This is a genomic window from Rhodomicrobium vannielii ATCC 17100 (assembly GCF_000166055.1).
Classification (GTDB): domain Bacteria; phylum Pseudomonadota; class Alphaproteobacteria; order Rhizobiales; family Rhodomicrobiaceae; genus Rhodomicrobium; species Rhodomicrobium vannielii.
In genome coordinates this window covers 2,582,653-2,608,410 of record NC_014664.1, presented here as the reverse complement: position 1 = coordinate 2,608,410, position 25,758 = coordinate 2,582,653, and the positions used below count along the sequence as shown (strand labels likewise).

Here is a 25,758-nt window from a genome sequence, read left to right as displayed (position 1 = left end):
ACACCCGGACTTCAAAAGATCGCGATCACGGCGGAGCGCAGTCTGCGCTAGACCGCATAGAAAAGCGTGCACCCTCAAGAATGGGCTCCATCAGAAGGAGTCTTCCGGCAAGGCTCCTGTTCATGACGATCATGTTCGTCATGGTGGCCGAAGTTCTCATTTTCGTGCCCTCCGTCGCGACTTTCCGCAAAAACTGGCTGATGGAACGTGTCGTCGCCGCGAAGGTCGCCGCGCTCGCGCTTGAGGCATCGGGCGGCGCGGAGCTTCCCGAACGGTTGAGGCAGGAACTGCTGACGACGGCGGGCGTTCATGCGGTTTCGGTGCGGCGGTCGGAAGTGCGCCGTCTCGTTCTCGGCATGCCGGACGAGAAGCCCGTGGCGGAAGTCTTCGATCTCCGTGACAGGAGCATCATGTCGCTGATCCCCGATGCGCTGAACGCCTTGGCGGCGCCGCCGGGCAGGCTGATCCGTGTCATCGCCGCGCCGGACATCCTCCGTGCTGGTGAGGAAATCGATGTCGTCATCGACGAGACGCCGCTCATAGCGGCGGAGTGGCGCTATGCCCGCAACATCTTCTGGCTGTCGATCATCATTGCCATCATGACGTCGGCCGCCGTTTATCTCGCGCTGTCGAAGCTCCTCGTTGCGCCGATGATGCGCATCACGCGCAACATGGTCGCCTATCGCGAAAACCCCGAAGATACGACGCGGATCATAACGCCGAGCGGTCGCGACGACGAAGTGGGCGTCGCCGAGAAGGAACTGGCCAACCTGCAAACCCAGCTTTCCGGGCTGCTCCGCGAAAAGGCGCGGCTGGCGAATGTCGGGCTCGCCGTCTCGAAGATCAACCACGACCTGCGCAATATTCTGGCTAGCGCGCAGCTTGTTTCGGACCGCCTCGCCACGGTGCCCGACCCGACCGTTCAGCGCTTCGTACCGCGCCTCATACGGGCGCTCGACCGCGCGATTACGCTTTGCACCAACACCATGAAATACGGGCGCGGCGGAGAAACGCCTCCGAACCGCAGCCGCGTGGCGCTTGCTCCTCTCGTCGGCGAGGTGACGGAAAGCCTCGGCGTCGAGGAGCTCAAGGGCGTGCGCCTGACCGTTGACATACCGCCGGAGATCGAGCTTTACGCCGACCGCGACCAGATTTTCCGCGTGCTCGCCAATCTCGCGCGAAATGCGCTCGAAGCCTTGCGGGAAGCCGAATCCGCGCCCGACGATCCGTGCGTGAAGATCAGCGCCCACCAGGAAGGCAGGCGCGCGATCATCAAGGTGAGCGACAACGGTCCAGGCGTGCCCGCCAGGGCGCAGGAGAATCTGTTCAAGGCATTCCAGAGCGTGGCCAAGGCCGATGGCAACGGGCTTGGCCTCGTCATCAGCGCCGAACTCGTCCGCGCGCATGGCGGCGACATCCGCCTCGAAGACGCAACAAAGGGTGCGTCGTTCGTGGTGACATTGCCGACGCCCACGGCAGCGAGGAAGCGCGCGTTCGAGAAAGTCGCGTAATCGCCACGCCGGGCATGCGACGCGTTGGGATCTGCATCCGAAGAAACGGCGCGATTTCGCGCGACATGAGGCGCTATCCCCCGGGAAGCGGCAGCAGCACCGCGCCGCCCTCTTGCATCGCAAGCGCGGCCGCTATTTATATTTCATCGTCGTTTCCAAGACGGGGTCCTTGCATGCATTATTCGGCTGCCGTTAGAACGAGTCTCGTGCTTGCGGTCCTTCTCGCGCTTCCCGCCGCCGTTTTCGCGCAGGCGGTGAAAAAAGCGCCCGACACACGCGAGCAGGTCGTCTTCTCCTATGCACCGGTGGTCAAGACAGCGGCGCCCGCCGTGGTCAACGTCTACGTCCGCCAGCGCGTGCGCCGCGACAGCGCCTTCAACAATCCGATTTTCGAGGAATTTTTCGGCCACGGCTTCGGCCGCAGCGAGAGGGCGCAGAATTCGCTCGGCTCGGGCGTGATCGTGACGCCGAACGGCGTGGTCGTCACGAACAACCATGTGGTGCAGGGCGACGCGGGCACGGAGATCAAGATTGCGCTCGCCGATGCCCGTGAGTTCGACGCGAAGGTTCTGCTCAAGGACGAGCGCACCGATCTCGCCGTTTTGCAGATCAAGGGTTCGGAGCTCGAGTTTCCGTATGTGAACCTCGCCGACGCCGATCAGCTTGAAGTGGGTGACATGGTGCTCGCCATCGGCAACCCCTTCGGCGTCGGCCAGACGGTGACGAGCGGCATCGTATCGGCGCTGGCGCGGACGCGCGTCGGCATCTCGGACTACCAGTTTTTCATCCAGACCGACGCAGCCATCAATCCAGGCAATTCGGGCGGCGCGCTGGTGGACATGCAGGGGCGGCTCGTCGGCATCAACACCGCGATCTTCTCCAAGAGCGGCGGCAGTCAGGGTATCGGCTTCGCGATCCCGTCGAACATGGTTCGACTCGTGGTGGAGTCCGCGTTGCAGGGCGGCTCCGGCGTGCGGCGGCCCTGGCTCGGCGCGAACATCACGGAGCTGACGCCGCAGATCGCCGACGCGGTTGGCCTCGACCGCACGACGGGCGTGCTCGTCGCCTCGGTGACGGAGGGCGGCCCGGCGGCGAACGCGGGCATCCGGCCGGGCGACATCGTGCTCGCGGTGGATGGCAAGAGCGTCTCCGACGCCAACGCGTTCCAGTATCGCTTCACGACCAAGGGCACGTCCGGCGAAGTGAGCCTCGACGTGCTGCGCACCGGCACGCGCCGCAAGGTCTCCATTCCGCTCATGGTCGCGCCCGAAACGACGCCCCGCGATTTGCGCGACATCAACGGCAATAATCCGTTCGGCGGCGCGAAAGTGGCGAACCTGTCGCCCGCCGTCGCGGAAGAACTGTCGATCAACGAGACGAGCGGCGTCGTGGTTGTCGAGACGGAGGCCTATTCGGTCGCGCGCCGCCTTGGCATCAAGGCGGGCGATGTCGTCGCCGAAATCAACGGTGAGAAGATCGAGACCACGCGCGGGCTTGAAAAGATCGTCGGCAAGGGCGCGCGCGTGTGGCGGCTGAACATCAGGCGCGGCGGCCAGTCGATTCGCACCGTCATCGCAGGATAAAGCTGCGCTTCGGCGATTGCGCGGGCGCGACCTTTCCGCAAGAATGGTGTCCGCGCAGGCGACGAACCGGAGGCAACCGACGATATGGCGCTCGCTCTCGAAGACGTAACATTGAAGGCCGGGCGCGCGACGCTCCTGAAAGACGTGTCGTTCGCCGTGGAGCCCGGGCGGCTGGTGGCTGTCCTCGGGCCGAACGGCGCGGGCAAGTCCACCGCGCTGTCGGTGCTCGCGGGCGACCTGAAGCCTCAAAGCGGGCGCGTCGTGATCGACGGCCGCGATATGGCAACGGTGGCCAAGAGTGAGCTTGCCCGCGTTCGCGCGGTCGTCGGCCAGCATGCCGCGATGAGCTTTCCGCTGACGGCTTACGAGGTGGTGGCGCTCGGTGCTCATCCCTTCGCCGGGCCGGAGCGCGACGACATCGTCGAGGAGTCGATGGCGGCGATGGACGTGCTGCATCTTGCCGGGCGCGATTATCCGACGCTGTCGGGCGGCGAGCGGCAGCGCATCCAGATCGCCCGCGCGCTCGTGCAGCTTCGTCCGGCCGCGAAGGACGGTGCGCGCCGCTACCTCCTGATGGATGAGCCTACCGCGCATCTCGACCTGAAGCACAAGATCCTCGCGCTCGAATGCGCCCGCGCTTTCGCCGATGCGGGCGGCGGCGTGCTGTGCATTCTGCATGACCTCGGTCTTGCGCAGGAGTTTTCCGACGAAATCGTGTTGCTGAAGGCGGGCGCTGTGTTCTCGGACGGCGCTTCGGGCAATACGCTGACGGGCGAGACGATCTCGGCGCTGTTTGAAATTCCAGTCTGGCGGTCGAAGTCGCTGCTTGCGACTCTGTAACGCCGCATTTGGCATACAAGCCCAAATAAGAACGGCCCGACTTGTGAGCCGGGCCGGTTCAATTTCACTCGGCTGCGTCGCGCCTACTTCTTCTCAGGTTGCTGCGCGGCGGATTCTTCTTCCTTTGGCGCGTCCTTCACCTGAACGTCGCCCTTGGCGTTGATCGTCACCAGCGCGCCGATGTCGGCATTCGAATTGCTGTCGTAGCTCGTCACGCGCCACGTGACTTCGTTCTCGGTGCCGTCTTCCTCGACCGCGAGGAAGGCGTTCGGCAGTTTCTTGTCCGCGATCTGCTTCACCGGAACGGTTTTGTGCACTTTTGAGGTGTTACCGTCTGCGCTGACGGACATGAGTTGCAGCACGAGATGCGCCTGCGTCGTATCGCCCGCAGGGACCGTAAGCACGGTGGCGCGGAACACGCCCGAGACGTCGGCGTCCGACCATGTGCCCGCCGTTGCAACCTCAGTCACCTCAGGCGGGATTGAAAGCGTAAGTTTTTCCGCGTCTTGTGCCCGCGCGGACGAAAGTGCTAGACAGGCCACAATAATTGTTGCGGCGATTCTGGCGTACATTGAACTCTCCCAAGGAACAGCGAGGCTGACCCGATCGGTACCGTGGCGCTTTAACGGGTTGGATATGCGTCGGTTGTGACAATTGCGTGTCAGCGTGCCCAAGACCATCCTGACGACAGTTACATCATGTGTCATCGAAATCAAGAACCGCGACAGCGGGTTAACACAACTTGCCGGGGGATTATAGTGGCTGGACCTAACGCACTCTCTCAGTTTCAGGCGATCTTTTCGCCTATCCATAAAGATGGTTATAAATTCGTAGGCGGCGCGGCGGCGGTAACGCTCGTGGCGTTCTACATCTGGGATACGCTCGGCTTCATCTGCCTTTTGGCAACGCTCGCGCTCGCCTTCTTCTTCCGCGACCCGAAGCGCGTCGTGCCCGACCGTGACGGCCTCGTGGTCGCGCCGTCCGACGGCACGGTGATCAGCGTCAACCCCATGCTACCGCCCGCCGAACTCAACCTCGGCGCGGAGCCGATGACGCGGGTTTCGGTGTTTCTCTCGCTGCTCGACGTGCACGTGGCGCGCGCGCCGGTCGCGGGCACCATCCTGACCGATGTGCATACAGACGGCATCTACAAGAACGCCGCCGCGCCGGAAGCGCCATCGGAGAACGAGCGTCAGTCCTTCACCATCGAGACGAAGACCGGCACCAAGATCGGCGTCGTCCTCGTATCGGGCTACGTGGCGCGTCGTATCATCACGAACGTGAAGGTCGGCGACGCGGTGACGGCGGGCGAGCGCATCGGCATCATCCGGTTCGGCAGCCGCACGGACCTTTACCTTCCGGCGGGGACAGTGTTCGTTTCGGAAGGACAGCGTATGATCGCGGGCGAAACCGTGGTTGCGGAACTCGGCTTGACGGAGCCCACACCGCGCCGTTTCGCGCGCGTTTAAAGCGCCGCGCGTTCTTGGGAACAGTCAGGGGAGGCGGCGCGCATAACGCCGCATCCCCTGGGCTGTTTTATGAGTTGCGTTTTGGCGCCGAAAAAGCTCCCATGAAGAAATTGTGACATGGGAGACAAAAAAGGTGCAGGAAGGTTGCGGCTTGCGCGCGCAGTGCCTCGCGGTTGAAGCGTGGGGCAGATCATGAAGCACCATCACGGGCGGCCCTTCACGGTGATCGGCAGAAACGAGGCTCCTCTCGCGAAAACTTCGCTGAAGCGAAGGCTCGCTCTGCTCGTGCCGAACACGTTCACCCTTGCGGCCGTTGTTTGCGGGCTGACGGCGATCCGGCTCTCTCATGACGGAAGTTATGCGCTGGCGATGGTCGCGATCCTCGGCGCCGTCGTGCTCGACGTGGCTGATGGCTACGCCGCGCGGCGTCTCAAGGCCGAATCCGCCATGGGCGCGGAACTCGACTCGCTCGCTGACTTCCTGAACTTCGGTGTTGCGCCCGCGATGCTGCTTTACGACCGCCACCTCCATGAACTCGGCCTGGCGGGTTGGGCGATCGCGGCGGCCTATGTCCTCACGACGGGCTTGAGGCTCGCCCGGTTCAACATCCAGGCGCGCGCGCAGAATGCGTTTCTGAAAGATGGCCACACCGACAAGCCGAAATGGTTTTGCGGCCTGCCTTCAACGGCGGCCGCGCTTTTGATGATCGCGCTCGATACGGCCGTCGTGTCTTTCTTCCCCGCAGAGGCGACTCCCGTCATGGCGGTTGCCACGCTGACATCGGCTGCGCTCATGATAAGCACTCTGCCCGTGCCGTCGCTGGCTGCGATCTTTGGGCGGCGGCGCTAGCGCGCACCTCGACTGTGCATAAAAAAAAGCGCTGCGGCTCGCCGCAACGCCCTGTTTCAAGCTTCCGGCGGATCAGTACTGAACCGGGAAGTTCGCCTGCGTGTTCACCCGTTCCCAGAACGTCGTATTGTTGTAGTGGGGGCCGGGATAGTTATACAGGCTGGTGTTGTACCACGCGAACGGCCGCTGATACTGCCAACGCGGGGCCGACGCGCCGAAGAAGCGCTCAACCAGCGTAGGCTCTTGCGGCGCTACATAGAGCTGATAGGACCGGGGCTGGTGCCCGCGCCGGGGTGCCGCGTCGCTCTGAACAGTCGTTCCGACGACGGCAGCGGCCAAAAGGGCAGTGAAAAGAAGTCGCGACATCATGATCTCCCGCTTAACGCATGCCTTCATGAAAGCCTAAGCGGGAGCGAAGTTCCGGCGCTACCGCCCTTACTTTTCAGTATAGGCGCGAGAGTGCATCTTACTAGTGAGGTTTTGCCACTAAGTAAAAATTACGTCAGGCGTAGGATTCGAGGCCCATGGCCGGTGCAAAATCGTCGCCACGAAAACGCTGACGCAGAATTTCGAGCTGGCCGCGCTGTGTCGAATGCAGAAGCATGACCTGCCGCTTGATCAACCCGTAATTCATCAGCTTTTCAGCGTGATCCGCCGGGATGTCGGTAACGAGGCAGGGGCGTTTGATGATCTTTTCGAGCGAAGACCGTTCGCTGCGGGACATCCGAATAGCCGGCATTGCACACTACCTCATACGCGGAAACGAACCTTATGGTTGTCGAACCGTAGGCTCCTTGTAGACAAATCTATTAAACCGGAATGCGGCAAAAAAGGGTAACGCTGACATATCAAAGTGTAACGATCACAAAAAAAGGAGCGAAAGCGATGTTGCAAGCCAGCGGTGAGGGGCCGGTGCCGACAGAATTGCGGCTCAGCGCGGACAAGACCACGCTACGCGTTTCCTTCGAGGATGGGCTGGACGCGGAGTTTCCGGCCGAACTTCTGCGCGTCGAAAGTCCGAGCGCTGAGGTGCAGGGGCATTCGCCCTCCGAGCGAAAACTCGTCCCCGGAAAGCGCCTCGTGACCATCCTTTCAATCGAGCCCGTCGGCAACTATGCGGTGCGCCTCGTGTTCAGCGATGGGCATCACACGGGCATTTATTCCTGGGTGTATTTTCACGAGCTTGCGCGCAACAAAGACGATGTCTGGCGTGCATATCTCGACCGCTTGCAAGCGGCAAGCCTCAGTCGCGACCTTGTCTAAAGCTTAACGGGAGCGTCGAAAAACTGTCGCAGATGTTGGTTATCCTGACGTCATGGCCGATAATTCTTCTACAATAAAAGTTTCAAGCGGCGAAGGACCACGGACCGGCATGCTCGAAGTCTATCGGGATAGCGACAGCAAGCGTTTTTCGGACGGCATCGTTCGGCGAAAGGTTATTCCCGCCGCTTCGGACCGACGCGGAGCGTCGTCGCATGGCTCGGGCCTCTTGCCACGGCATGGGGTTCTGTCGCGCCTCTACCTTCGGCGCTGGCTCGTTTTGCTCGCTGCGGCGGTGATCGGCCTGCTATCACTCTTCCACGGCCTGCCGCTGGCGGCGCCCACGGCAGCGATACTGACCTTCGTCGCCGGAGCCGCCTTCATCCCGGCCTCGCGGGCGCGTCTCCGTTACGATGCGGTGAGCGTCGACCGCGCGAAGGAGGAGACGCTGGCGGTGGCGAAGCCTATCGCCGACGCCCTGCCCGATCCGGCCATTCTTCTCGCCCGTGACGGAACGATCCTCGCCTTCAACGGCAAGGCCCGCGATCTGTTTGACGGGCTCAAGAACGGCGCGCACATATCCAGCGCGACGCGTAGCCCGCAGGTGCTCGACGCGGTGATGGAGTGCGGGCCAGTCAACCGGCAGCAGACGGTGACTTTCAGCGAGCGCGTCCCCGTCGAGCGGCACATGGCGGCGACGGTTTCGTGGCTCGTGCTGCCGTCCGACGCGGGGCCGTCGATCCTCGTTTATCTCCGCGACCTGACGGAGCAGCGCCGCCTCGACCAACTTCGCGCCGACTTCATCGCCAACGCGAGCCACGAGATCAAGACGCCGCTGGCCTCGCTGTCGGGATTCATCCAGACGCTTCACGGCGCCGCCCGCCACGACGAAGCGGCGCGTGACCGTTTCCTGCCGATCATGGCCAAGCAGGCCGAACGCATGGCGCGACTCATCGACAATCTGATGTCGCTATCTCGGGTGGAGATGCGGGCGCATCTAAAGCCGCAGGGCGAAGTTGCGATTGCCGAGCTTGTCGAGCAGGCGTGCGAGGCTCTGGAGCCGATGGCGGCCGAGGCGGATGTTACGGTCGCGGTCGAGTCCGAGGTCGGTGACGTGACCGTGTTGGGCGACCGGGATGAACTCACTCAGGTTTTCATCAATCTCGTGCACAACGCGATCAAATATGGCGGAAACGGCGGCTCTGTACAGGTGAAGCTCAAGCGTCAGAGAAGCGGATCGCAGGACATGATAGCGATCAGTGTCGAGGACGATGGGCCGGGTATCCTGGGTCAGCACCTGCCGAGGTTGACCGAGCGGTTTTATCGCGTCGCCGGGGCTGCGGGACATGAAAAAGGCGGCACGGGACTTGGTCTCGCCATCGTGAAGCATGTCGTGAATCGCCATCGCGGAGAGCTTCGCATCGCTTCCGAAGTGGGCTCCGGGTCGAAATTTACGGTGCTTCTTGCCGAGCATAAGAGCAATCTTGGCTTACTTGAGGTTGCATTCAAGCCAACTGCTCAGCCCACTCTCGAGGAATAATATTGATTTAGAAATCAGTGCTTTAATTTGTCATTAAAGGTTCACTGCCCTTACATAAAAGAGACATGGCGCTGCCCTAGGGTTTCAGCGCGTTGAACCGCTCAAAAGGCTGGTTCCAATCTCAAGGGAGAGCACATTGAATTATCGTGTCACCGCACTCGTGGCGGCTACGGCGGCTGTCGGCCTCTTTGCAGCCGATTCCGCTTCTGCCCGCGATCAGGTTAAAATTGCCGGTTCCTCGACCGTCTTCCCCTATGCGAAGATCGTTGCCGAGAATTTCGCGAAGGCGAATGCCGGTCTGAAGGCTCCCGTCGTCGAATCCGGCGGTTCGGGTGCTGGCCTCAAGCAGTTCTGCGACGGCGTCGGTGAAGACAAGATCGACATCGCGAACTCCTCGCGCCGCATCAAGAAGGGCGAGCAGGAAACCTGCACGAAGAACGGCGTCGCCGACGTGGTCGAAGTGAAGTTCGGCTATGATGGCATCGTGTTCGCCTCCGACGTGAAGGGCGCGGCTTTCGCGTATGAAGCGAAGGATTGGTTCAACGCCCTCGCTCCCGAAATCGTCGTTGACGGCAAGCTCGTCGCGAACCCCAACAAGACCTGGAAAGAAGTCAACGCCGCGTTCCCCGGCTGGGAAATCGTTGCCTACATCCCGGGCGAAAAGCACGGCACGCGCGAAGTCTTCGAAGAGAAGGTTCTCGTTGCTGGCTGCAAGGCGACCGGCGCGGACAAGCTCATTGCCGAGAAGCTGAAGGCAGCCGGCACAGCTGAAGACAAGCTCCACGGCGCGACCGAGAAGGCTTGCGCGAAAGTTCGCAAGGATGACGGCGGCAAGCATGCCATCGACATCGACGGCGACTACACGGAAACCCTCGCTCGTCTTCAGGCGAACAAGGAATCGATCGGCGTGTTCGGTCTCGCCTTCTACGAGAACAACACCGACAAGCTCCGCGTTGCGACCGTTGGCGGCGTGACGCCGTCCGTCGAGACCATCTCGGCTGGCAAGTACCCGGTTTCCCGCCCGCTGTTCTTCTACGTGAAGAAGGCTCACGTCGGCGTTATCCCGGGTCTGAAGGAATATTCCGAATTCTTCGTCAGCGACAAGATGATCGGCGAAGACGGTCCGCTTGCTCAGTACGGCCTCGTTCCGCTGCCGGAAGCCGAAGCCAAGGCGGTTCGCGAGATCGTTAAAGACCTGAAGCCGCTGGCTCCGCTCAGCTAAGACTGCATAGGTGTCGCGGCTCTACCCGGCACCCCGAACGGAAGCGTGTGGCGTGCATCAACCCCACAATGATTACGCCACACGCGAGTTGCTTTGTTTCGTCATTCTATTCTATGAAATGCCCCGTCTGTAGTATCTTCTCCGGCGAGGACTGCGCGCAGGACACCTTTCAATGCGGAAATGCAGACAGCCGGACCCCGCAGCGGAACGCTCCAACGCCGCTCGAATGGCGCATTTGCGATGACGAACACCTCGCGGCGCCTGCCTATGATCGAAATCGTCGAACTCCCTCTCGGAGACGGTCGTGTCACTTAGCGCATTGCTTTTTTGTCTGCTTCTCGCCGCAATCGTTGCCTTCGTCACAGGCTTCTGGCGAGCCAAGCGGTTATCCCCCGATAATCCCCGCGCGGTTCACTCGCGCCCCGGTTATCATGGCGGCTACCTCGCGCTTTGGACGGCACTCCCCGCCATCCTTGTGTTGCTGGTGTGGTCCGCTGTCGAGCCGCGCTTCATCCAGGCTGAGGTCGAGTCCAATCTGCCCGCGCAAGTGCTTGAAGGCTCGGAAGGGCAGATCGGGCTTGCGATGGGCGTCGTTCGCAGCGTCGCGACCGGTCTGGAACGGCTCACGCCGGCAGAGGTTGCCGCTGCCAAGGCGAGCCCGAAGGAAGCTCAGCGTCTGTTCGAGAGCAAGGGCGTCGTGATCGCCACCCCGCCCGCTGCAGCGGTCATCGCCTCCGCCGAAGAACTGAATAACATTCGCCACTTGAGCCGCCTCGCGAAGACGGCCGTGGCGGCGTTCCTCGCGATCTTCGGCTTCATTTTCGCTTTCCGAAAGCTTTCGCCAAACCTGCGCGCGCGCAATCGCGTGGAGCAGGTCGTCATATTGGCGCTTATGGCCGCGTCTTCGGTCGCCATCATGACGACGGTCGGCATCGTGCTTTCGGTGCTGTTCGAGAGCATCGCGTTCTTCAAGCATGTGTCCATCATCGACTTCCTGACCGGCACGATCTGGGATCCCCGGTTTGCGAGCGCCGGCGATGCGGGCGGCCAGGGGCAGTTCGGCCTTTTGCCGCTGATGTGGGGCACGCTCTATATCTCCATCGTGGCGCTGGTCGTCGCGGTGCCGATCGGCCTGCTCGCCGCCATCTACATGTCTGAATACGCCCACCCGAAAGTGCGCGCGACCGTGAAGCCGGCGCTGGAAATGCTGGCCGGTATCCCGACCATCGTTTACGGCTTCTTCGCGGTGGTGACGGTCGGTCCGTTCCTCAACTTCGTAGGGTCCGAGATTGGGCTCGTGATCCAGCCGACAAGTGTGCTAACGGCGGGCATCGTGATGGGGATCATGATCATTCCCTTCGTGTCATCGTTGTCCGACGACATCATCTCCGCCATCCCGAATGCGTTGCGCGAAGGCTCCTACGGGCTCGGTGCGACGCAGTCGGAAACCATCAAGCGCGTGATCCTGCCTGCCGCTCTGCCCGGCATTGTCGGCGCTATCCTGCTGGCTGCCTCGCGCGCAATCGGCGAAACGATGATCGTGGTTCTCGCTGCGGGCATCGCCGCGAACCTCACACTGAACCCGGCTGAATCCGTGACCACCATTACGGTGAAGATCGTGAGCCAGCTTACGGGCGACCTCGAATTCAACACGCCGCAAACGCTGGTCGCGTTCGCGCTCGGGTTTACGCTGTTCATCCTCACGCTGGGCTTGAACGTCTACGCCCTCTACATCGTACGGAAATACCGGGAGCAATACGAATGAGCGCGGTGGCCCAAGATCCCAGCATGTCCGATAGCGACGCAGCCGAGACTGTCGGTCGGTTCGATAATCCAGCGCTGATGCGTCGGCGCCGCCGCGAGGAAGTGCGGTTTCAGGCTTACGGCCTGATCGCCATCGCGCTTGGCATGTCCTTCCTCGTCATTCTTTTCGGCACCATCATTCGCGACGGCTGGACGGCCTTCTTCCAGACGTCGATCGAACTGCCGATCAAGTTCGACGCCGCCGAGATCGACCCGGAGGGAACGCGGAACGCAAACACGCTGGCCCAGGCGAATTACCAGAAGCTGGCGAACCAGGCGCTTTACGGGCAGCTCGGCGTCGATCCGTCGAGCCGGGCACAGCGTCAGGCGGCGAATGCGCTCATCTCGCGGGATGTCGACTCGCAGCTTCGCGCCATGGTCGCCGCCGATCCCAAGATCATCGGCACGACGCAAAATGTCTGGGTCTTAGCGAGCGGTAACGTCGATGCCTTCGCGAAGGGCAAGATCGACCGCCAATTGCCCCAGCAGAACCGGCAAATATCCGATCAGCAGATTTCTTGGATCGACAAGCTCACCGCGTCGGGGGCGATGGAGAAATCGTTCAACAGCGGGCTTTTCACCAACACCGCATCGAGCCAGCCGGAGACGGCGGGGCTTGCGGTGGCGCTGCTCGGCTCGTTTTACATCATGTTGATCGTGGTGTTGCTGTCGGTGCCTTTGGGGGTCGCGGCTGCCATTTATCTTGAAGAGTTCGCGCCACGGAACCGCATCACCGACATCATAGAAGTGAACATCAATAACCTTGCCGCCGTGCCGTCGATCGTCTTCGGCCTCCTCGGTCTGGCGGTGTTCATCAACTTCGCCGGGCTGCCGCGCTCCGCCTCGCTCGTCGGCGGGCTCGTGCTCACGCTTCGCACGCTGCCGACCGTGATCATCGCCACGCGCGCCTCGATTACTGCCGTGCCGCCATCGATCCGCGAGGCCGCTCTCGGCGTCGGCGCCTCGAAAGTGCAAAGCGTGTTCCACCACGTACTGCCGCTCTCGCTTCCCGGCATCATCACCGGAACGATCATTGGCCTCGTTCAAGCCATCGGTGAAACGGCGCCGCTTCTGATGATCGGCATGGTTGCCTTCGTGGTGGACGTGCCAAGTTCGCCGCTTGATCCCGCGACTGCCCTGCCGGTGCAGATCTACATGTGGGCGACGGAGGCCGAACGCGGCTTCGTTGAAAAGACAGCGGGCGCAACCATCGTCCTGCTCGGCATTCTTGCCGTCATGAACATTCTCGCCATGGTCCTGCGGAAAAGGTACGAACGCAAATGGTAGATTTCTCTATCGAACCGAGTGCCCTCAATTCCAGCCGCACCGCTTCGGGCTTACCGACGGCACAGCCGGTCGACTACAAGATAACGGCGCGCAACGTCTCGGTATTTTACGGTGAGAAGCAGGCGCTTTTCAGCGTCGGTATCGACATCCCCGACCGCAGCGTCACGGCCTTCATCGGTCCATCGGGCTGCGGCAAGAGCACGTTTCTGCGCTGTTTCAACCGCATGAACGACACCATTGCGAGCGCGCGCGTGAAGGGCGAAATCCTCGTCCAGGGGAAAAACATATATGGTCCCGATGTGGACCCGGTGCAGGTGCGGGCGCGCGTCGGCATGGTGTTCCAGAAGCCGAACCCGTTTCCGAAAACGATCTTCGAGAACGTGGCCTACGGGCCGCGTATTCACGGGCTCGCCAAATCTAAGAGCGATCTCGAAGAAATCGTGGTCAAGAGCCTGCAACGCGCAGGCCTGTTCAATGAGGTGAAGGATCGCCTCGATGGCGAAGGCACCGGCCTTTCCGGCGGCCAGCAGCAGCGGCTTTGCATCGCTCGCGCCATTGCGGTCAGCCCGGAAGTCATCCTGATGGATGAGCCGTGCTCCGCACTCGATCCGATTGCAACCGCGAAGATCGAAGAGTTGATCGACGAGCTTCGCGAAAACTACTGCATTGTCATCGTGACGCATAACATGCAGCAGGCGGCGCGCGTTTCTCAGCGGACAGCCTTCTTCCATTTGGGTTATCTTGTGGAAGAGGATACGACCGATCAGATATTCATGAATCCGAAGGACAAGCGTACGCAGGACTACATCACCGGGCGGTTTGGCTAGAGCCTTGACATCGCAACGGGGCAGGCTGCGGCCCGGCCCGTCACCATAAAAAGGTCGGCGCGCATCGTGGTTGCGCGACCGCACCGGAGGAAACGGTAGTGTCTGGAAATGTCGACAGATCGTACGAAGGGGAGTTGAAGTCGCTCGACACGATGATCGCCCAGATGGGCGGCCTCGCCGAACAAGCCTTGGGACAGGCCATCGACGCGCTCTATCATCGCGACCCCGATCTCGCCGAGGTGACGCTCGCCAACGATCGCAGCATCGACACGCTGGAACGGCTCGTGGACGAGCTCGCCATCTCCATCATCGCACGCCGCGCGCCGGTGGCGTCCGATCTTCGACAGATCGTCACCGCGATCCGCATCGCGCTCGACCTCGAACGTATCGGCGACTTATCGAAGAACATCGCCAAGCGCGCCATCGCGATTGCGGCCGAGCCTCGGCCGAAGCAGGTCATGACCGGGTTCGTGCATATCGGCGAGGCGGCGCTGCGCCAGTTGAAGGACGTGCTGGACGCTTATTCGCAGCGAGACGCGGACGCGGCGCTTGCGGTCTGGCAGCGCGATCAAGAGATCGACGCCATGTATAATTCGCTCTACAGCGAACTGTTGACGACGATGATGGACGAGCCGCAGAGTGCCAGCGTTTACGCGCATCTCCTGTTCGGCGCGAAGAACATCGAACGCATCGGCGATCACGCGACCAACATCGCTGAGACCATATATTTCCTGATTCACGGAAAGGCACTCGGCGATGAACGCCCGAAGGCGGACAGCACGAGTTCGCTGACGCTCGGTCGCCTGATGCCGGCGAAGGCCTGAAGCGCTTTGCGCGTGAAGCGAGCGCTTTGAAACGATGAACGGGCTTTTTCGCGATAGAAGGACGAGCCAACCGCACGCCCCTTTTTGCTAGGGGAGTGCTGGCGCGGGTAGCAAGAGCAGACGATGAATGCCAAGATTCTGATTGTCGAAGACGAAGAGGCCCTCGCTCTTTTGCTTCAATATAATCTCGAAGCAGAGGGCTTTTCGGTTTCCATCTCGCAGCGCGGCGACGAGGCGGAAGTTGCCATCGGCGAAGAGCCGCCGGATCTCATCATCCTCGACTGGATGTTGCCCGGGCTCTCGGGTATCGAGCTATGTCGCCGCCTGCGCGCGGGGAAAACGGCGCGAACAATTCCGATCCTGCTCCTGACGGCGCGCGGCGAAGAGACGGATCGCATTCGCGGCCTGACCGTCGGCGCGGACGATTATGTGGTGAAGCCGTTTTCGGTGCCGGAACTTCTGGCGCGCGTGAAGGCGATCCTTCGCCGTGCCGCGCCGGAGCGCATATCGCAAACGCTTGAGGTTGAGGACATCGAACTCGACCGCGAAACTTATCGCGTGATGCGAAGCGGCCGCGAGGTGCGGCTCGGCCCGACCGAGTTCAAGCTTCTGGAATTTCTGATGGAAAGCCCCGGCCGCGTGTTCTCGCGGACGCAGTTGCTCGACGGCGTATGGGGCCGCGACGTCTATGTGGACGAACGCACGGTGGACGTGCACATCGGACGCCTACGCAAGGCAATTAATCGGGGCAAGGAAAAAGACCCGATCCGCACCGTTCGCGGCGCGGGTTATGCGCTGGGCGAGAGATTTCCGGGGCAGAGCTTATCCGAGTAGCGTCGCGGGCGGAGCGCTTTCACAAAAGCGGCAGAGGCTTATGCGCTAGACAGGCTGAGGAAAAATGCGCGCTACTGAGCGATATTCACTCGAAAACGCAGGCGGAACAGCGGCTCCATAAAAAGACGGAAGCCGGGGCCTGCACCCCGGCTTCACACCCCCGCTGTATCTTATGTGGCCCAAAAAGCACAGACCTAAACATTGCCGCACGCCATCAACAAAAGTTTCGATCAAGCTTTGCGACTCACCGTATAGATGAGTTGCGCCGATCACATGGCGCGGCGTTTCTTGGCAACAGGGTTGTAGGCAATCGCTGAGTGGTGTTCGCAGTAGGGGCTTCCGGAGTTCTTCCGGCGTCCGCAAAAGTGAAAACCGTCTTCCATGGGATCGCCAACCGGCCAATGACACATGTTTTCCTTGAGGTCGACCAGTCGGATCAACCCTTCGGGCGCAGGCTCGAGGTCGGGCAAGGTCAGCGGAATGATCGTTGCTGGCTTGCGTTGCTCGGGCTCAGGCGAGATCTTCAGTGCTGTATTGCCGAAGGTGCGATACTGAACCTGCGGCGACCGCGTTGGGAAAAGTGCAATATTCGAGCGGGGACGAGCCGTTCTGATGCGCGAAGTGGTCGCGCGGCCGGCAAGTCCGAGGCGATGTACTTTCCCAATAACAGCATTACGCGTAACTTCTCCAAGTTTGGTGGCGATCTGGCTTGCGCTCAAGCCGTCGGCCCAAAGCTTTTTCAAAAGGTCAACACGTTCGTCTGTCCAACTCATAAAGTTAGCTCCTCGTTCATTCCGGCGGACGAACCGCGAATAAGGTCGTGACCGCTGGACGGATGACCAGCGGGGCCACGGGCGCTAACGCAAGACAAGGAGACACAAGCGTAATCCCGACGCCCAGAAACTCGGGGCGTACCCTCCACATCAAGGAGGGCTATCGAGAACGCAATTTACAGAGATACAAGCTTCGCATTGGTACTATGCGAGGTGGTGTATGCGGCTACGCGCATTTCGGAAGGCGATGGCACCACTCCATCTCATGGGAGCATAATTGCACAAAAGTGCCGTCCCGACAAATTTCTGAAACCTTAACGCAGGCGTAAATCGTTACATTTGGGGTGCGCTGTGTCTTTTATGCCGGTTGACACTGGCGCGAACTGTTGGAAAATAAGCCAACGAGCCTGAGCCGCCCGCCAGACGGAGCGGCTTTTTTAATTTGAAAACGAGTGGAAAAATGTCTGCGGTTCTCGGGACCTATGCGCGGATCAATGTTGAATTCGAGCGCGGCGAAGGCGCGTGGCTCGAAACCGCAGCGGGGGAACGATATCTCGACTTCGGCAGCGGTGTCGCGGTTAACGCTCTCGGACACGCGCACCCCCATCTCATCGCCGCCCTTACGGAGCAGGCGCACAAGGTTTGGCACACGTCGAACCTGTATCGCGTGCCGGGGCAGGAGCGCCTCGCTGAGCGGCTTTGCGCGTTGACGTTCGCGGACAAGGTCTTTTTCACCAACTCCGGCGCCGAGGCGATGGAATGCTCCATCAAGATGGCGCGCAAATATCACTCCTATAATGGGCAGCCCGAGCGCTGGCGCGTCATTACCTTCGTAGACGCGTTCCACGGGCGCACGCTTGCCACCATCGCGGCGGGCAATCAGGAAAAGCACCTGAAGGGCTTCGGCCCGAAGGTAGACGGCTTCGACCAGGTGCCTGTCGGCGACCTCGACGCTCTGCGCGCGGCGATTACGCACGAAACGGCGGCGCTGCTGATCGAGCCGATCCAGGGCGAGAGCGGCGTTCGGCCGGTCGGCTGGCCGTTCCTCCGCGCGCTTCGGGAAATCGCGGACGAGCACGGCCTCCTTCTTATTCTGGACGAGGTGCAAACGGGCGTCGGCCGCACTGGCAAGCTCTTCGCGCATGAATGGGCGGGCATCGAGCCAGATATCATGGGCATCGCCAAGGGGATCGGCGGCGGCTTCCCCGTGGGCGCGTGTCTCGCGACCGAAAAGGCGGCCTCCGGTATGACGGCGGGTAGCCACGGTTCGACCTTCGGCGGCAACCCCCTCGCGATGGCCGTGGCGAACGCCGTGCTCGATATCGCGACGAAGCCCGAATTTCTTGGCAATGTTCAAGAGATGAGCTTGCTTTTCAAGCAGCGGCTTGCTGAAATCATAGACCGTCACCCACGCATCATCGCCGACATTCGCGGCGAAGGGCTCCTGCTTGGTCTGAAATGCAAAGTGCCGAGCGCGGACGTGTCTAGCACGCTTTTTGCAGAAAAGCTGCTGACGGTGTCTGCGGGTGACAACGTTGTCAGACTTCTGCCACCGCTCATCGTGACAGAAGCCGAAATCAAAGATGCGTGCGAGAAGATAGAAAGCGCATGTGCGAGGCTCGATGCTACACTTTCAGCGTAATTCGATGATCAAAGAGCCCTCGGCTCCGCGTCATTTTCTCGACATCGACGATTACGACTTCGATACGCTTCGGCTTATCCTCGACAATGCGCGTGCGCTCAAAAAGCTGATCAAGACCAGCCCCGCCTCGGATTGGCCCAAGGTTGCCGAGGGCAAGGTTCTTGCCATGCTGTTCGAGAAATCGTCTACGCGCACCCGTGTGTCGTTCGACGTCGCGATGCGTCAGCTCGGCGGCGAAACCATCGTGCTGAACCGCAACGACATGCAGCTCGGGCGCGGCGAGACCATCGCCGACACGGCGCGCGTACTGTCGCGCTACGTCGATGCGATCATGATGCGCTGCACTTCGCATGAGGCGCTGATCGAACTCGCGGAGCACTCAGCGGTGCCCGTCATCAACGGCCTGTCGGATCGCTCGCACCCGTGCCAGATCCTCGCCGACATCATGACGCTCGAAGAGCACAAGGGCGATGTCGCCCCGCTCAAGGTCGCATGGATCGGGGACTTCAACAACGTCACCGCGTCGTGGGTTCATGCCGCCGTGCGCTTCGGCTTTGCGATGACGCTCGCGACGCCTAAGCTCCTTCAGCCCCCGCGGAGCTTCCTCGACTGGGCAAACGACGAAGGTGGCCGCATCACCGTGGTCGAAGATCCGGCCGTTGCCGTGGCCGGTGCCGATTGCGTGGTGACGGATGTTTGGGTCTCTATGGGCCAGGAAAATGTCGCCGAGCGCGAGACGCTGCTTGCGCCCTATCAGGTGAACGCCGCCCTCATGGAAAAAGCCGACAAGAATGCCATATTCATGCATTGCCTGCCGGCGCACCGCGGCAGGGAGGTAACGGACGACGTTATCGACGGCCCGCAATCCGTGGTCTTTGACGAAGCCGAAAACCGGCTGCACGCGCAGCGGGCAATACTCGCATGGTGCTTCGAGAAGGTTTGATGGGTGGAGATTTTGCCGGCGATCCCGGCGCGAAGTACAACGACTACGTCTTGCCATTTCAATTGGAAGCGTCGGGTGCGCGAGGGCGGCTCGTGCGCCTCGGTCCCGTGCTCGACAGCATCCTCGGGCGGCACGAATATCCCGAGCCGGTGCTGCTCCTTCTCGGCGAGGCGGTCACGCTCACCGCGATGCTCGGCGCCGCGCTGAAGTTCGATGGCAAGTTCATCCTGCAAACGCAGTCCGACGGGGCCGTGGGCTTTCTCGTCGTGCATTACACCTCGCCGGGCCAGATCCGTGGCTATGCGAGCTACGATGCGGACGAAGTCGCGCACCTGCTCAACGGCGCCGCGCCGAAAAAGCCGCTGATCGGAAACGGCCATCTCGCGATGACCATCGATCCCGGCGCGGGCATGGAGCGCTATCAGGGCATCGTCGCGCTGGCGGGAAACACGCTCGTCGACGCCGCGCATGAATATTTCGACCAGTCCGAGCAGATCCCGACCTTCATCCGCATCGCCGTCGCCCGGCAATACACGGCGGGCGAGGACGGCAAGCAGGGCCATTGGACATGGCGCGCGGGCGGGCTGATGGTGCAGAAGCTCACGCGCGAGGGCGGGTACGAATCCGGCCCGGATGTCGCCTCCGACGAGGTGGACGACGATGGCTGGCGGCGCGCGCAGGCGCTGGCGGCGACCGTTCAGGACCACGAACTGCTCGACCCGACGCTCGGCTCCGACAGCCTGCTCTATCGCCTGTTCCATGAGGAAGGCGTTCGCGTGTTCGACGCGGCTCCGATGGAGGCGCGCTGTAACTGCTCGCGCGAGCGCGTGGAAGCGATGCTCGAACAGTTCTCGCCGGATCAGGTGGAGGCGATGGCCGAAGATGGCATGATTGTCGTGAAGTGCGAGTTCTGCAACACGCAATACAGCTTCGTCGCCGATCACTATATGCATCGCGGCGAGCCGAATTGACCGCAGGCTGAAGCGAGACACGGCGGGACACGGGCGCAACCCGTGTCCTTTTCATATGCAGGAGACGGACGGCATGCGCTTTGAAGGAACCGAGAGCTACGTCGCCACCGACGACCTGCGTGTGGCCGTGAACGCGGCCATCGTGCTGGAGCGCCCGCTTCTGGTGAAGGGCGAGCCGGGCACCGGCAAGACCGTGCTCGCGCATGAGGTCGCCGCCGCAGTCGGCGCGCCGCTCATCGAATGGCATGTGAAGTCAACGACCAAGGCGCAGCAGGGCCTTTACGAATACGACGCGGTGAGCCGCCTGCGCGACAGCCAGCTCGGCGACGAGCGCGTGAAGGACATCCGCAATTACATTCGCAAGGGCAAGCTGTGGGAGGCGTTCGACGCGCCCGTACGGCCCGTGCTGCTCATCGACGAGATCGACAAGGCCGACATCGAGTTTCCGAACGACCTGTTGCAGGAACTCGACCGCATGGAGTTCCACGTCTACGAGACGGGCGAGGTTGTGAAGGCCGCCGTGCGCCCCGTGGTCATCATCACGTCGAACAACGAGAAAGAACTGCCGGACGCGTTTCTGCGGCGTTGCTTCTTCCACTACATCCGCTTCCCCGACCGCGACACGATGCGCGCCATCGTGGACGTGCACTTCCCCGGCCTGAAGCCGCGCCTTCTGCATGAAGCGCTCAGCATCTTCTACGACATCCGCGACGTGACTGGGCTGAAGAAGAAGCCGTCAACCTCGGAGCTGATCGACTGGATCAAGCTGCTCGTCAACGAGGACATCGACCCAGAGACGCTGAAGGAGCGCGACCCGCGCAAACTCATCCCGCCGCTGCACGGCGCGCTGCTCAAGAACGAGCAGGACGTGCAGTTGTTCGAGCGGCTGGCTTTTCTAAGCCGACGGCGGGGGGAGTGAATATTCAGCTACGAGCGTCGCAAAGGATGTTTTCTATCATGCGCTGATAGCGATATTCCAGATACCAACAATCAAACCTCCTCCCGCAAAGCATCCAGATCCAGCGTAGACCGCGCGCCGATATCGCCCGCGTTCGCCGCAAGGAATGCGTCCGCCGCGCGCCGCCCCTCGTCGCGCAGCATTGTGAGGAACACGGCCTCCGCGTTGAGCTTCGACGACGAGCCAAGCTCCGCAATCATCTCGCTCCCGACGCGGTGGATGCGCATCTTCGCCCAGCGCGCGCCCTCGCAATCGCCCGCATCGGCGACCTGCTTCAGGATCGCGATCATGCGCAGTTCCTTCAGCAGCGTGGCGTTAAACGACACCTCGTTGAGCCGGTTCAGGATATCGCGCGCGGTCTTGGGCGTGCCGCCGCGCTCGACGGGGTTCACTTGCACGAGGATGACGTCCTCGGCCGTACAGCCGCGCACCAGCGGCGTGATGGTGGGATTGCCGGAATAGCCGCCGTCCCAATAGGGTTCGCCATCGATGACCACAGCCTGAAACAGCGTCGGCAGGCAAGCCGATGCGAGCAGCACATCGGGCGACAACTCGGCGTTGGTGAAGACGCGACCGCGCCCCGTGCGCACGTTCGTGGCGGTGATAAAAAGTTTCAGCGGCACTTTCGGCAGCAGGTCGAAGTCGATGCTTTCCGCGAGGATGTCGCGCAAGGGGTTCGCGCCGCCGGGGTTCAGGTCGTATGGCGAAAACAGCCGTGCCGTCATGTCGAGCGCTACGAACAGTGGCGAGGTATCGATCGACCAGCGGCCGAGCATCACGTCGAGCGGGCTGCGCTGGAACGGGCTGAACCGCGCCGCTTCGCCAACGCGCGTCCAGAAGGCATCGAGCGAGGCGCGCGCGCCGTCGCGGCCGCCCTTGCCGAGACCGCAGGCCATGACCGCGGCGTTCATCGCGCCCGCCGATGTGCCGGAGATGCCCTCAATGGTGAGCCATGGCTCTTCGAGCAACCGGTCGAGCACGCCCCAGGTGAAGGCGCCATGTGAGCCCCCGCCCTGAAGCGCGAGGTCGACGGTTATGGGCGCGCGGCTCTGCACCATCCTAGACGGCCTTGTTACGTTGGTAGGCCCAAAGAAGCGCGAGCACGAGGAGCGAGCCGATCAGCGCGGACACGATGTCCCGCATCGAAACGGCGACGTTTTCGAGATCCGGCAACAGGTTGAAGATGCGGAACAGCGCGCCGCCCACGACAGCGCCAAGCAGCCCGAGCCCGAGATTGGGCCAGAAGCCGAAGCCGCGTCGCTCCCGCGTGACGAGAATGCCGGCGAGCGAGCCGCCCGCGATCCGATGACGACCCACACGAAAATCTGCGGAAGACTGAAGGACATTGTCTCACCCCTCTTCGAGCTTGCTTTGCGCGCACTATAGGGGAGGAAGGCTTAAGTTGCCCTTGAGTTTCATAAGCCAAGGCGTGTTGCCTGATAGACTTGAGCGTATCAATTCATGAAGGGCGCGCAGCAGCGTAGGCGTCTCGTAGGGCGTTTGCATATATTCAAAATGAGATAAAGTGTTCCACGATTTATTCAATACATGCCGGTTATGAAGATGCGTGGAACGAACTCATAGCTTATTTTTACGCAGCAGGCTTCGATAACAATAAGGAAGGCGCCCCATGCAGCAATCCCCGCAGCATCCTACCTTCGACCTGTCACCGGTATTGAAGGCATATGTAGAATCCATCGATATATGGAAAAAGAACTACGAAAACCTCGCAAAAAGCGCGCGCGAAATCCAGGGCTTCACCGTCGAAGGCTTTGGCGGGAACGGCGCGGCCTCGGCTTCCGCGCTTTCGGCCGCCGCGAAGACCGAAATCGACGCCGAGAAGGCGGTATATGACAATGCCGTGGCCCAATGGCAGAAGTCTGGAGATGACCTGTTCAAGCGCTTCGTTCAGCATCAGGTCGAGCTTTGCCGCTTCTTCGGCAACCGCTGGGAGCAATATCTGAGCCTGCCCGATCAGGTCGCGCAATGCCGCACAGTCGCCGAATTCGGCAATCTCCAGCAATCGTTCCTGACGCGGTTCGCAAGCGATTACATGCAGGAGGGCGAAAAGCTCGCGCAGCCTTTCGCTGAATACATGGCAGGCCTCGGCAATAACAACCGCGCCTGACCGAGCGCCGTCGCGACAGCCGTTGAAGCCCGCCCGCGCGGCACGTCAGGCGATACGCGGAGCCTTGTGCCGCGTGCTTTTTCGTACGCTTTCCGCGCGTTAACAACTTGCGTTACCGATTGAACCCTCGGCGCGGCCGTTTTTTCGTGTTAAGCCCCTCGGCAATGGGTATGTGTCCGCATTGGAGGGGCCATGATCGGAAGTACGAGCGCGATCGACCGCGTTTTTCATTATGCGTTGGCCAAACAGACGGGCGGAGTCTCGCCCGCAGCGTTGATGCTGTGTTATATGGACTGGGCGCTGCACCTGTCGATGGCTCCGGGCACACGGCTTCAGCTCGGCTGGAAGTTTTTCACCGACGCGGTCGCGCTCCAGCGTTACACGCTGGCGACGATGACGAGCGGCGATCTGTCGGCGGGCGATTGTCCGCCGCCCGCGAAGGCCGATCGTCGTTTCGCGCATGAAGACTGGCAGCGCTTTCCCTTCAACGTGATGCAGCAGAGCTTTCTCGTCTGGGAGAACCTCTGGGATGCGGCGACGACGAATGTCCATGGCGTCAGCAAGGAACACGAGCAGGCTGTAAACTTCCTGGCGCGCCAGATGCTCGACATGGTCGCTCCGTCCAACTTCATCGCCACAAATCCCGAACTTCTCGACAAGACGACGCGAGAAGGTGGTTTCAACCTCATGCGCGGGGCCATGAACCTGCTGGAGGACAAGCAGCGCAATGCGGCTGGGCTGCCGCCGGCGGGCGTCGAAGAGTTCAAGGTCGGCAAGACGCTAGCGGTGACGCCCGGCAAGGTCGTCGCCCGCACCCGCCTTATGGAATTGATCCAGTACAGCCCGACAACCGGGAAAGTGCATCCGAACCCGGTGCTGATCGTTCCGGCCTGGATCATGAAGTATTACATCCTCGATCTGTCGGCGAAGAACTCGCTCATCAAATATATGGTCGATCAGGGCTTCACGGTCTTCGCGATCTCGTGGAAAAACCCGGACGAAAGCTACGCCGACACCGGCATGGACGATTACCGCCGCCTCGGCATCATGGAGGCGTTGAAGGCAATCTCGCAGATCGTGCCGAATCGGAAAGTGCACGCACTCGGCTATTGTCTCGGCGGCACGCTGTTATCCATCGCGGCGGCTGCCATGGCACGCGATGGCGACGACCGCCTCAAGTCGATGACGCTGCTCGCCGCGCAAACCGATTTCAGCCAACCCGGCGAGCTTGAGCTTTTCGTCAATGAGAGCCAGCTCGCGTTCCTCGAAGATATGATGGAGGAGCGCGGTTATCTTTCCTCCGCGCAGATGGCGGGTGCGTTCCAGCTTCTCCGCTCGAACGACCTCATCTGGTCGCACATGATCCACGACTACATGCTCGGCGAGCGGACATCCATGATGGACCTCATGGCATGGAACGCCGACCCGACGCGCATGCCCGCGCGCATGCATTCCGAATATCTGCGCGACATCTTCATGGGCAACCAGCTTGCTGAAGGGCGCTTTCATGTGGACGGGCGGTCGATCGCACTGCGCGACATAACCGCGCCCATCTTCGTTGTGGGCACGGAGACGGATCACGTTGCGCCGTGGCGCTCGGTGTATCAAATCAACGTGCTCTCCGACACCGACGTGACCTTCGTGCTGACGAGCGGTGGCCACAACGCGGGCATCGTGTCCGAGCCGGGACGCAAGCATCGCCATTACCGCATCGCGACATCGCGCCACGACACGCCCTATGTTGGCCCGGAGACATGGCACCGCACCAACCCGCCGAAAGATGGCTCGTGGTGGCCGGAATGGGCGAAATGGCTTCGCGCGGGATCGAACGAGGCCGTGCAGCCGCCCAAGCTGGGCGCGCCGAACGTGGGTTACCCCGCGCTATGCGACGCGCCGGGGACTTACGTGTTCGAGTAGCCACGAAAAAAGCGAGAGTTTCGCTCTCGCTTCTTTTGCTTCGTCGGTGCCTCAGATGAGGCGCTTTTTGGTCGCCGAGGTGATGCGTGGATGCGACAAGGCGGGCGAAAGCCTGCCGTCGTAAACCGCTTCATGTGATGTTGCCTGAAACAAGCCGGATTTTCTTGGCTTGTGCGTCGTGGCTCAAACAGTTATCAGATTTTCCCCGGTGGGTAATTCTTGTCGCCGGGCAAGCGGGTCGAGGTCGCTGACTCAAGATGAAAAGGCTTTTGTGTTCATTCGCGATTGTTGCCGCGCTCGCCACCCCGGCGCGCGCCGTGACGTGCTCGGACGGCATGGCGGTGATCGACCAGATGACCCAGATCCTCCAGCTTTCGGAAACCGAGCAGACAAACATCTCGGCGCTTCTGTCGCGGGCGAGAGTTGAGGACGAGCAGGGTCATCAACGTACGTGCAAGGTGATCCTCGCCGACGCGATCCGCTTCTTCCTCATCAAGACCGTGCTTGACGACTAGTCATATCCCGTAAAGGGGTTCGAGCTGGGCGAACTGCGTTTCTGGCTTTAGGGGCTTGAGCG

26 protein-coding genes are annotated in these 25,758 nt (G+C 61.5%); 20 read left to right on the top strand and 6 right to left on the bottom strand.

The window, feature by feature from the left end:
• The first annotated feature begins 122 nt into the window (after positions 1-122).
• The 3 genes from RVAN_RS12055 to RVAN_RS12045 all read left to right on the top strand — a co-directional run bounded on the left by RVAN_RS12055 (position 123) and on the right by RVAN_RS12045 (position 3,934).
• Positions 123-1,511, top strand: coding sequence for a sensor histidine kinase (locus RVAN_RS12055; RefSeq protein ID WP_049779393.1), 1,389 nt, complete (start codon positions 123-125; stop codon positions 1,509-1,511).
• 173 nt (positions 1,512-1,684) lie between these two features.
• Entirely contained in the window at positions 1,685-3,094 is a 1,410-nt protein-coding gene (locus RVAN_RS12050) for a Do family serine endopeptidase (protein ID WP_013419997.1), read from the top strand.
• A gap of 84 nt (positions 3,095-3,178) precedes the next feature.
• Entirely contained in the window at positions 3,179-3,934 is a 756-nt protein-coding gene (locus tag RVAN_RS12045) for a heme ABC transporter ATP-binding protein (RefSeq protein ID WP_013419996.1), read from the top strand.
• Between the two features lie 83 nt (positions 3,935-4,017).
• On the opposite strand, the gene RVAN_RS12040 is transcribed toward RVAN_RS12045, so the two are convergent.
• A complete protein-coding gene (locus RVAN_RS12040) occupies positions 4,018-4,506 on the bottom strand; it encodes a hypothetical protein (RefSeq protein ID WP_013419995.1) in 489 nt (162 codons plus the stop codon).
• A gap of 186 nt (positions 4,507-4,692) precedes the next feature.
• On the opposite strand from RVAN_RS12040, the gene RVAN_RS12035 reads away from it, so the two are divergent.
• Together RVAN_RS12035 and RVAN_RS12030 are read left to right on the top strand one after the other, a co-directional pair.
• Positions 4,693-5,403: a phosphatidylserine decarboxylase gene (locus tag RVAN_RS12035; RefSeq protein WP_013419994.1), complete on the top strand. Its 711-nt coding sequence runs from the start codon at positions 4,693-4,695 to the stop codon at positions 5,401-5,403.
• A gap of 192 nt (positions 5,404-5,595) precedes the next feature.
• Positions 5,596-6,252 carry a CDP-alcohol phosphatidyltransferase family protein gene (locus RVAN_RS12030; protein WP_013419993.1) on the top strand — a complete coding sequence of 219 codons (657 nt, stop codon included), beginning with the start codon at positions 5,596-5,598 and terminating at the stop codon, positions 6,250-6,252.
• Between the two features lie 72 nt (positions 6,253-6,324).
• On the opposite strand, the gene RVAN_RS12025 is transcribed toward RVAN_RS12030, so the two are convergent.
• Together RVAN_RS12025 and RVAN_RS12020 are read right to left on the bottom strand one after the other, a co-directional pair.
• On the bottom strand, positions 6,325-6,648 hold the full coding sequence (locus tag RVAN_RS12025) for a hypothetical protein (RefSeq protein ID WP_041787543.1): 324 nt from the start codon (positions 6,646-6,648) through the stop codon (positions 6,325-6,327).
• Between the two features lie 106 nt (positions 6,649-6,754).
• Positions 6,755-6,976: a hypothetical protein gene (locus RVAN_RS12020; RefSeq protein ID WP_037234677.1), complete on the bottom strand. Its 222-nt coding sequence runs from the start codon at positions 6,974-6,976 to the stop codon at positions 6,755-6,757.
• 161 nt (positions 6,977-7,137) lie between these two features.
• Here RVAN_RS12020 and RVAN_RS12015 point away from each other — a divergent pair, with 161 nt between their 5' ends.
• The 8 genes from RVAN_RS12015 (at position 7,138) to phoB (ending at position 15,849) form a co-directional block, all read left to right on the top strand.
• On the top strand, positions 7,138-7,515 hold the full coding sequence (locus RVAN_RS12015; protein ID WP_013419990.1) for a gamma-butyrobetaine hydroxylase-like domain-containing protein: 378 nt from the start codon (positions 7,138-7,140) through the stop codon (positions 7,513-7,515).
• 109 nt (positions 7,516-7,624) lie between these two features.
• Positions 7,625-9,052, top strand: a complete 1,428-nt coding sequence (locus tag RVAN_RS12010; RefSeq protein ID WP_013419989.1) for an ATP-binding protein — start codon at positions 7,625-7,627, stop codon at positions 9,050-9,052.
• A gap of 136 nt (positions 9,053-9,188) precedes the next feature.
• Positions 9,189-10,274 (top strand): substrate-binding domain-containing protein, encoded by a 1,086-nt coding sequence (locus RVAN_RS12005; RefSeq protein WP_013419988.1) that lies wholly within the window; start codon positions 9,189-9,191, stop codon positions 10,272-10,274.
• A 304-nt stretch (positions 10,275-10,578) separates the two neighbouring features.
• Complete coding sequence (pstC, locus tag RVAN_RS12000; protein WP_013419987.1) at positions 10,579-12,039, top strand: phosphate ABC transporter permease subunit PstC; 1,461 nt, start codon at positions 10,579-10,581, stop codon at positions 12,037-12,039.
• A gap of 23 nt (positions 12,040-12,062) precedes the next feature.
• Positions 12,063-13,364, top strand: a complete 1,302-nt coding sequence (gene pstA, locus RVAN_RS11995) for a phosphate ABC transporter permease PstA (protein WP_041789076.1) — start codon at positions 12,063-12,065, stop codon at positions 13,362-13,364.
• Complete coding sequence (pstB, locus tag RVAN_RS11990; RefSeq protein WP_013419985.1) at positions 13,358-14,191, top strand: phosphate ABC transporter ATP-binding protein PstB; 834 nt, start codon at positions 13,358-13,360, stop codon at positions 14,189-14,191. Before pstA ends, pstB begins: the two co-directional genes overlap by 7 nt.
• A 98-nt stretch (positions 14,192-14,289) precedes the next feature.
• Complete coding sequence (gene phoU, locus RVAN_RS11985; RefSeq protein WP_013419984.1) at positions 14,290-15,015, top strand: phosphate signaling complex protein PhoU; 726 nt, start codon at positions 14,290-14,292, stop codon at positions 15,013-15,015.
• Between the two features lie 123 nt (positions 15,016-15,138).
• A complete protein-coding gene (phoB, locus tag RVAN_RS11980; RefSeq protein ID WP_013419983.1) occupies positions 15,139-15,849 on the top strand; it encodes a phosphate regulon transcriptional regulator PhoB in 711 nt (236 codons plus the stop codon).
• Positions 15,850-16,118: 269 nt separating this feature from the next.
• On the opposite strand, the gene RVAN_RS11975 is transcribed toward phoB, so the two are convergent.
• Positions 16,119-16,622, bottom strand: a complete 504-nt coding sequence (locus RVAN_RS11975; protein ID WP_013419982.1) for a GcrA family cell cycle regulator — start codon at positions 16,620-16,622, stop codon at positions 16,119-16,121.
• Between the two features lie 460 nt (positions 16,623-17,082).
• On the opposite strand from RVAN_RS11975, the gene RVAN_RS11970 reads away from it, so the two are divergent.
• From RVAN_RS11970 to RVAN_RS11955, 4 genes are all read left to right on the top strand, one after another.
• Positions 17,083-18,264: an aspartate aminotransferase family protein gene (locus RVAN_RS11970; RefSeq protein ID WP_013419981.1), complete on the top strand. Its 1,182-nt coding sequence runs from the start codon at positions 17,083-17,085 to the stop codon at positions 18,262-18,264.
• Between the two features lie 4 nt (positions 18,265-18,268).
• Positions 18,269-19,207: an ornithine carbamoyltransferase gene (gene argF / locus RVAN_RS11965; RefSeq protein WP_245257982.1), complete on the top strand. Its 939-nt coding sequence runs from the start codon at positions 18,269-18,271 to the stop codon at positions 19,205-19,207.
• On the top strand, positions 19,207-20,178 hold the full coding sequence (locus tag RVAN_RS11960; RefSeq protein ID WP_013419979.1) for an Hsp33 family molecular chaperone: 972 nt from the start codon (positions 19,207-19,209) through the stop codon (positions 20,176-20,178). The genes argF and RVAN_RS11960 overlap by 1 nt, the downstream gene beginning before the upstream one ends.
• A 73-nt stretch (positions 20,179-20,251) precedes the next feature.
• A complete protein-coding gene (locus RVAN_RS11955) occupies positions 20,252-21,097 on the top strand; it encodes an AAA family ATPase (RefSeq protein ID WP_013419978.1) in 846 nt (281 codons plus the stop codon).
• Between the two features lie 71 nt (positions 21,098-21,168).
• Here RVAN_RS11955 and RVAN_RS11950 read toward each other — a convergent pair whose 3' ends face one another.
• A complete protein-coding gene (locus RVAN_RS11950; protein WP_013419977.1) occupies positions 21,169-22,194 on the bottom strand; it encodes a patatin-like phospholipase family protein in 1,026 nt (341 codons plus the stop codon).
• 1 nt (position 22,195) lies between these two features.
• The gene (locus RVAN_RS11945; RefSeq protein WP_013419976.1) at positions 22,196-22,453 is read right to left on the bottom strand and encodes a GlsB/YeaQ/YmgE family stress response membrane protein; all 258 of its coding nucleotides are present in this window, start codon (positions 22,451-22,453) and stop codon (positions 22,196-22,198) included.
• A gap of 313 nt (positions 22,454-22,766) precedes the next feature.
• Between RVAN_RS11945 and RVAN_RS11940 the strand changes: the two genes are divergently transcribed.
• The 3 genes from RVAN_RS11940 (at position 22,767) to RVAN_RS11930 (ending at position 25,696) form a co-directional block, all read left to right on the top strand.
• Positions 22,767-23,264: a hypothetical protein gene (locus tag RVAN_RS11940; protein WP_013419975.1), complete on the top strand. Its 498-nt coding sequence runs from the start codon at positions 22,767-22,769 to the stop codon at positions 23,262-23,264.
• Positions 23,265-23,456: 192 nt separating this feature from the next.
• Positions 23,457-25,181 (top strand): PHA/PHB synthase family protein, encoded by a 1,725-nt coding sequence (locus tag RVAN_RS11935; protein WP_013419974.1) that lies wholly within the window; start codon positions 23,457-23,459, stop codon positions 25,179-25,181.
• A gap of 257 nt (positions 25,182-25,438) precedes the next feature.
• Positions 25,439-25,696: a hypothetical protein gene (locus tag RVAN_RS11930; protein WP_013419973.1), complete on the top strand. Its 258-nt coding sequence runs from the start codon at positions 25,439-25,441 to the stop codon at positions 25,694-25,696.
• The last annotated feature ends 62 nt before the right edge of the window (positions 25,697-25,758 follow it).

Bases quoted from the DNA above. Each gene is read 5' to 3' on its own strand.
- RVAN_RS12025 (WP_041787543.1), bottom strand. From the start codon at position 6,648: ATGAAGGCATGCGTTAAGCGGGAGATCATGATGTCGCGACTTCTTTTC.
- RVAN_RS11950 (WP_013419977.1), bottom strand. From the start codon at position 22,194: ATGGTGCAGAGCCGCGCGCCCATAACCGTCGACCTCGCGCTTCAGGGC.
- pstA (WP_041789076.1), top strand. From the start codon at position 12,063: ATGTCCGATAGCGACGCAGCCGAGACTGTCGGTCGGTTCGATAATCCA.
- RVAN_RS12015 (WP_013419990.1), top strand. From the start codon at position 7,138: ATGTTGCAAGCCAGCGGTGAGGGGCCGGTGCCGACAGAATTGCGGCTC.
- RVAN_RS11935 (WP_013419974.1), top strand. From the start codon at position 23,457: ATGATCGGAAGTACGAGCGCGATCGACCGCGTTTTTCATTATGCGTTG.
- phoB (WP_013419983.1), top strand. From the start codon at position 15,139: ATGAATGCCAAGATTCTGATTGTCGAAGACGAAGAGGCCCTCGCTCTT.
- RVAN_RS11970 (WP_013419981.1), top strand. From the start codon at position 17,083: ATGTCTGCGGTTCTCGGGACCTATGCGCGGATCAATGTTGAATTCGAG.
- RVAN_RS11940 (WP_013419975.1), top strand. From the start codon at position 22,767: ATGCAGCAATCCCCGCAGCATCCTACCTTCGACCTGTCACCGGTATTG.
- RVAN_RS12045 (WP_013419996.1), top strand. From the start codon at position 3,179: ATGGCGCTCGCTCTCGAAGACGTAACATTGAAGGCCGGGCGCGCGACG.
- pstB (WP_013419985.1), top strand. From the start codon at position 13,358: ATGGTAGATTTCTCTATCGAACCGAGTGCCCTCAATTCCAGCCGCACC.
- RVAN_RS11975 (WP_013419982.1), bottom strand. From the start codon at position 16,622: ATGAGTTGGACAGACGAACGTGTTGACCTTTTGAAAAAGCTTTGGGCC.
- RVAN_RS12010 (WP_013419989.1), top strand. From the start codon at position 7,625: ATGCTCGAAGTCTATCGGGATAGCGACAGCAAGCGTTTTTCGGACGGC.
- RVAN_RS11960 (WP_013419979.1), top strand. From the start codon at position 19,207: ATGGGTGGAGATTTTGCCGGCGATCCCGGCGCGAAGTACAACGACTAC.
- argF (WP_245257982.1), top strand. From the start codon at position 18,269: ATGATCAAAGAGCCCTCGGCTCCGCGTCATTTTCTCGACATCGACGAT.
- RVAN_RS12040 (WP_013419995.1), bottom strand. From the start codon at position 4,506: ATGTACGCCAGAATCGCCGCAACAATTATTGTGGCCTGTCTAGCACTT.
- RVAN_RS12050 (WP_013419997.1), top strand. From the start codon at position 1,685: ATGCATTATTCGGCTGCCGTTAGAACGAGTCTCGTGCTTGCGGTCCTT.
- RVAN_RS12030 (WP_013419993.1), top strand. From the start codon at position 5,596: ATGAAGCACCATCACGGGCGGCCCTTCACGGTGATCGGCAGAAACGAG.
- RVAN_RS11955 (WP_013419978.1), top strand. From the start codon at position 20,252: ATGCGCTTTGAAGGAACCGAGAGCTACGTCGCCACCGACGACCTGCGT.
- RVAN_RS12020 (WP_037234677.1), bottom strand. From the start codon at position 6,976: ATGTCCCGCAGCGAACGGTCTTCGCTCGAAAAGATCATCAAACGCCCC.
- RVAN_RS12055 (WP_049779393.1), top strand. From the start codon at position 123: ATGACGATCATGTTCGTCATGGTGGCCGAAGTTCTCATTTTCGTGCCC.
- RVAN_RS11930 (WP_013419973.1), top strand. From the start codon at position 25,439: ATGAAAAGGCTTTTGTGTTCATTCGCGATTGTTGCCGCGCTCGCCACC.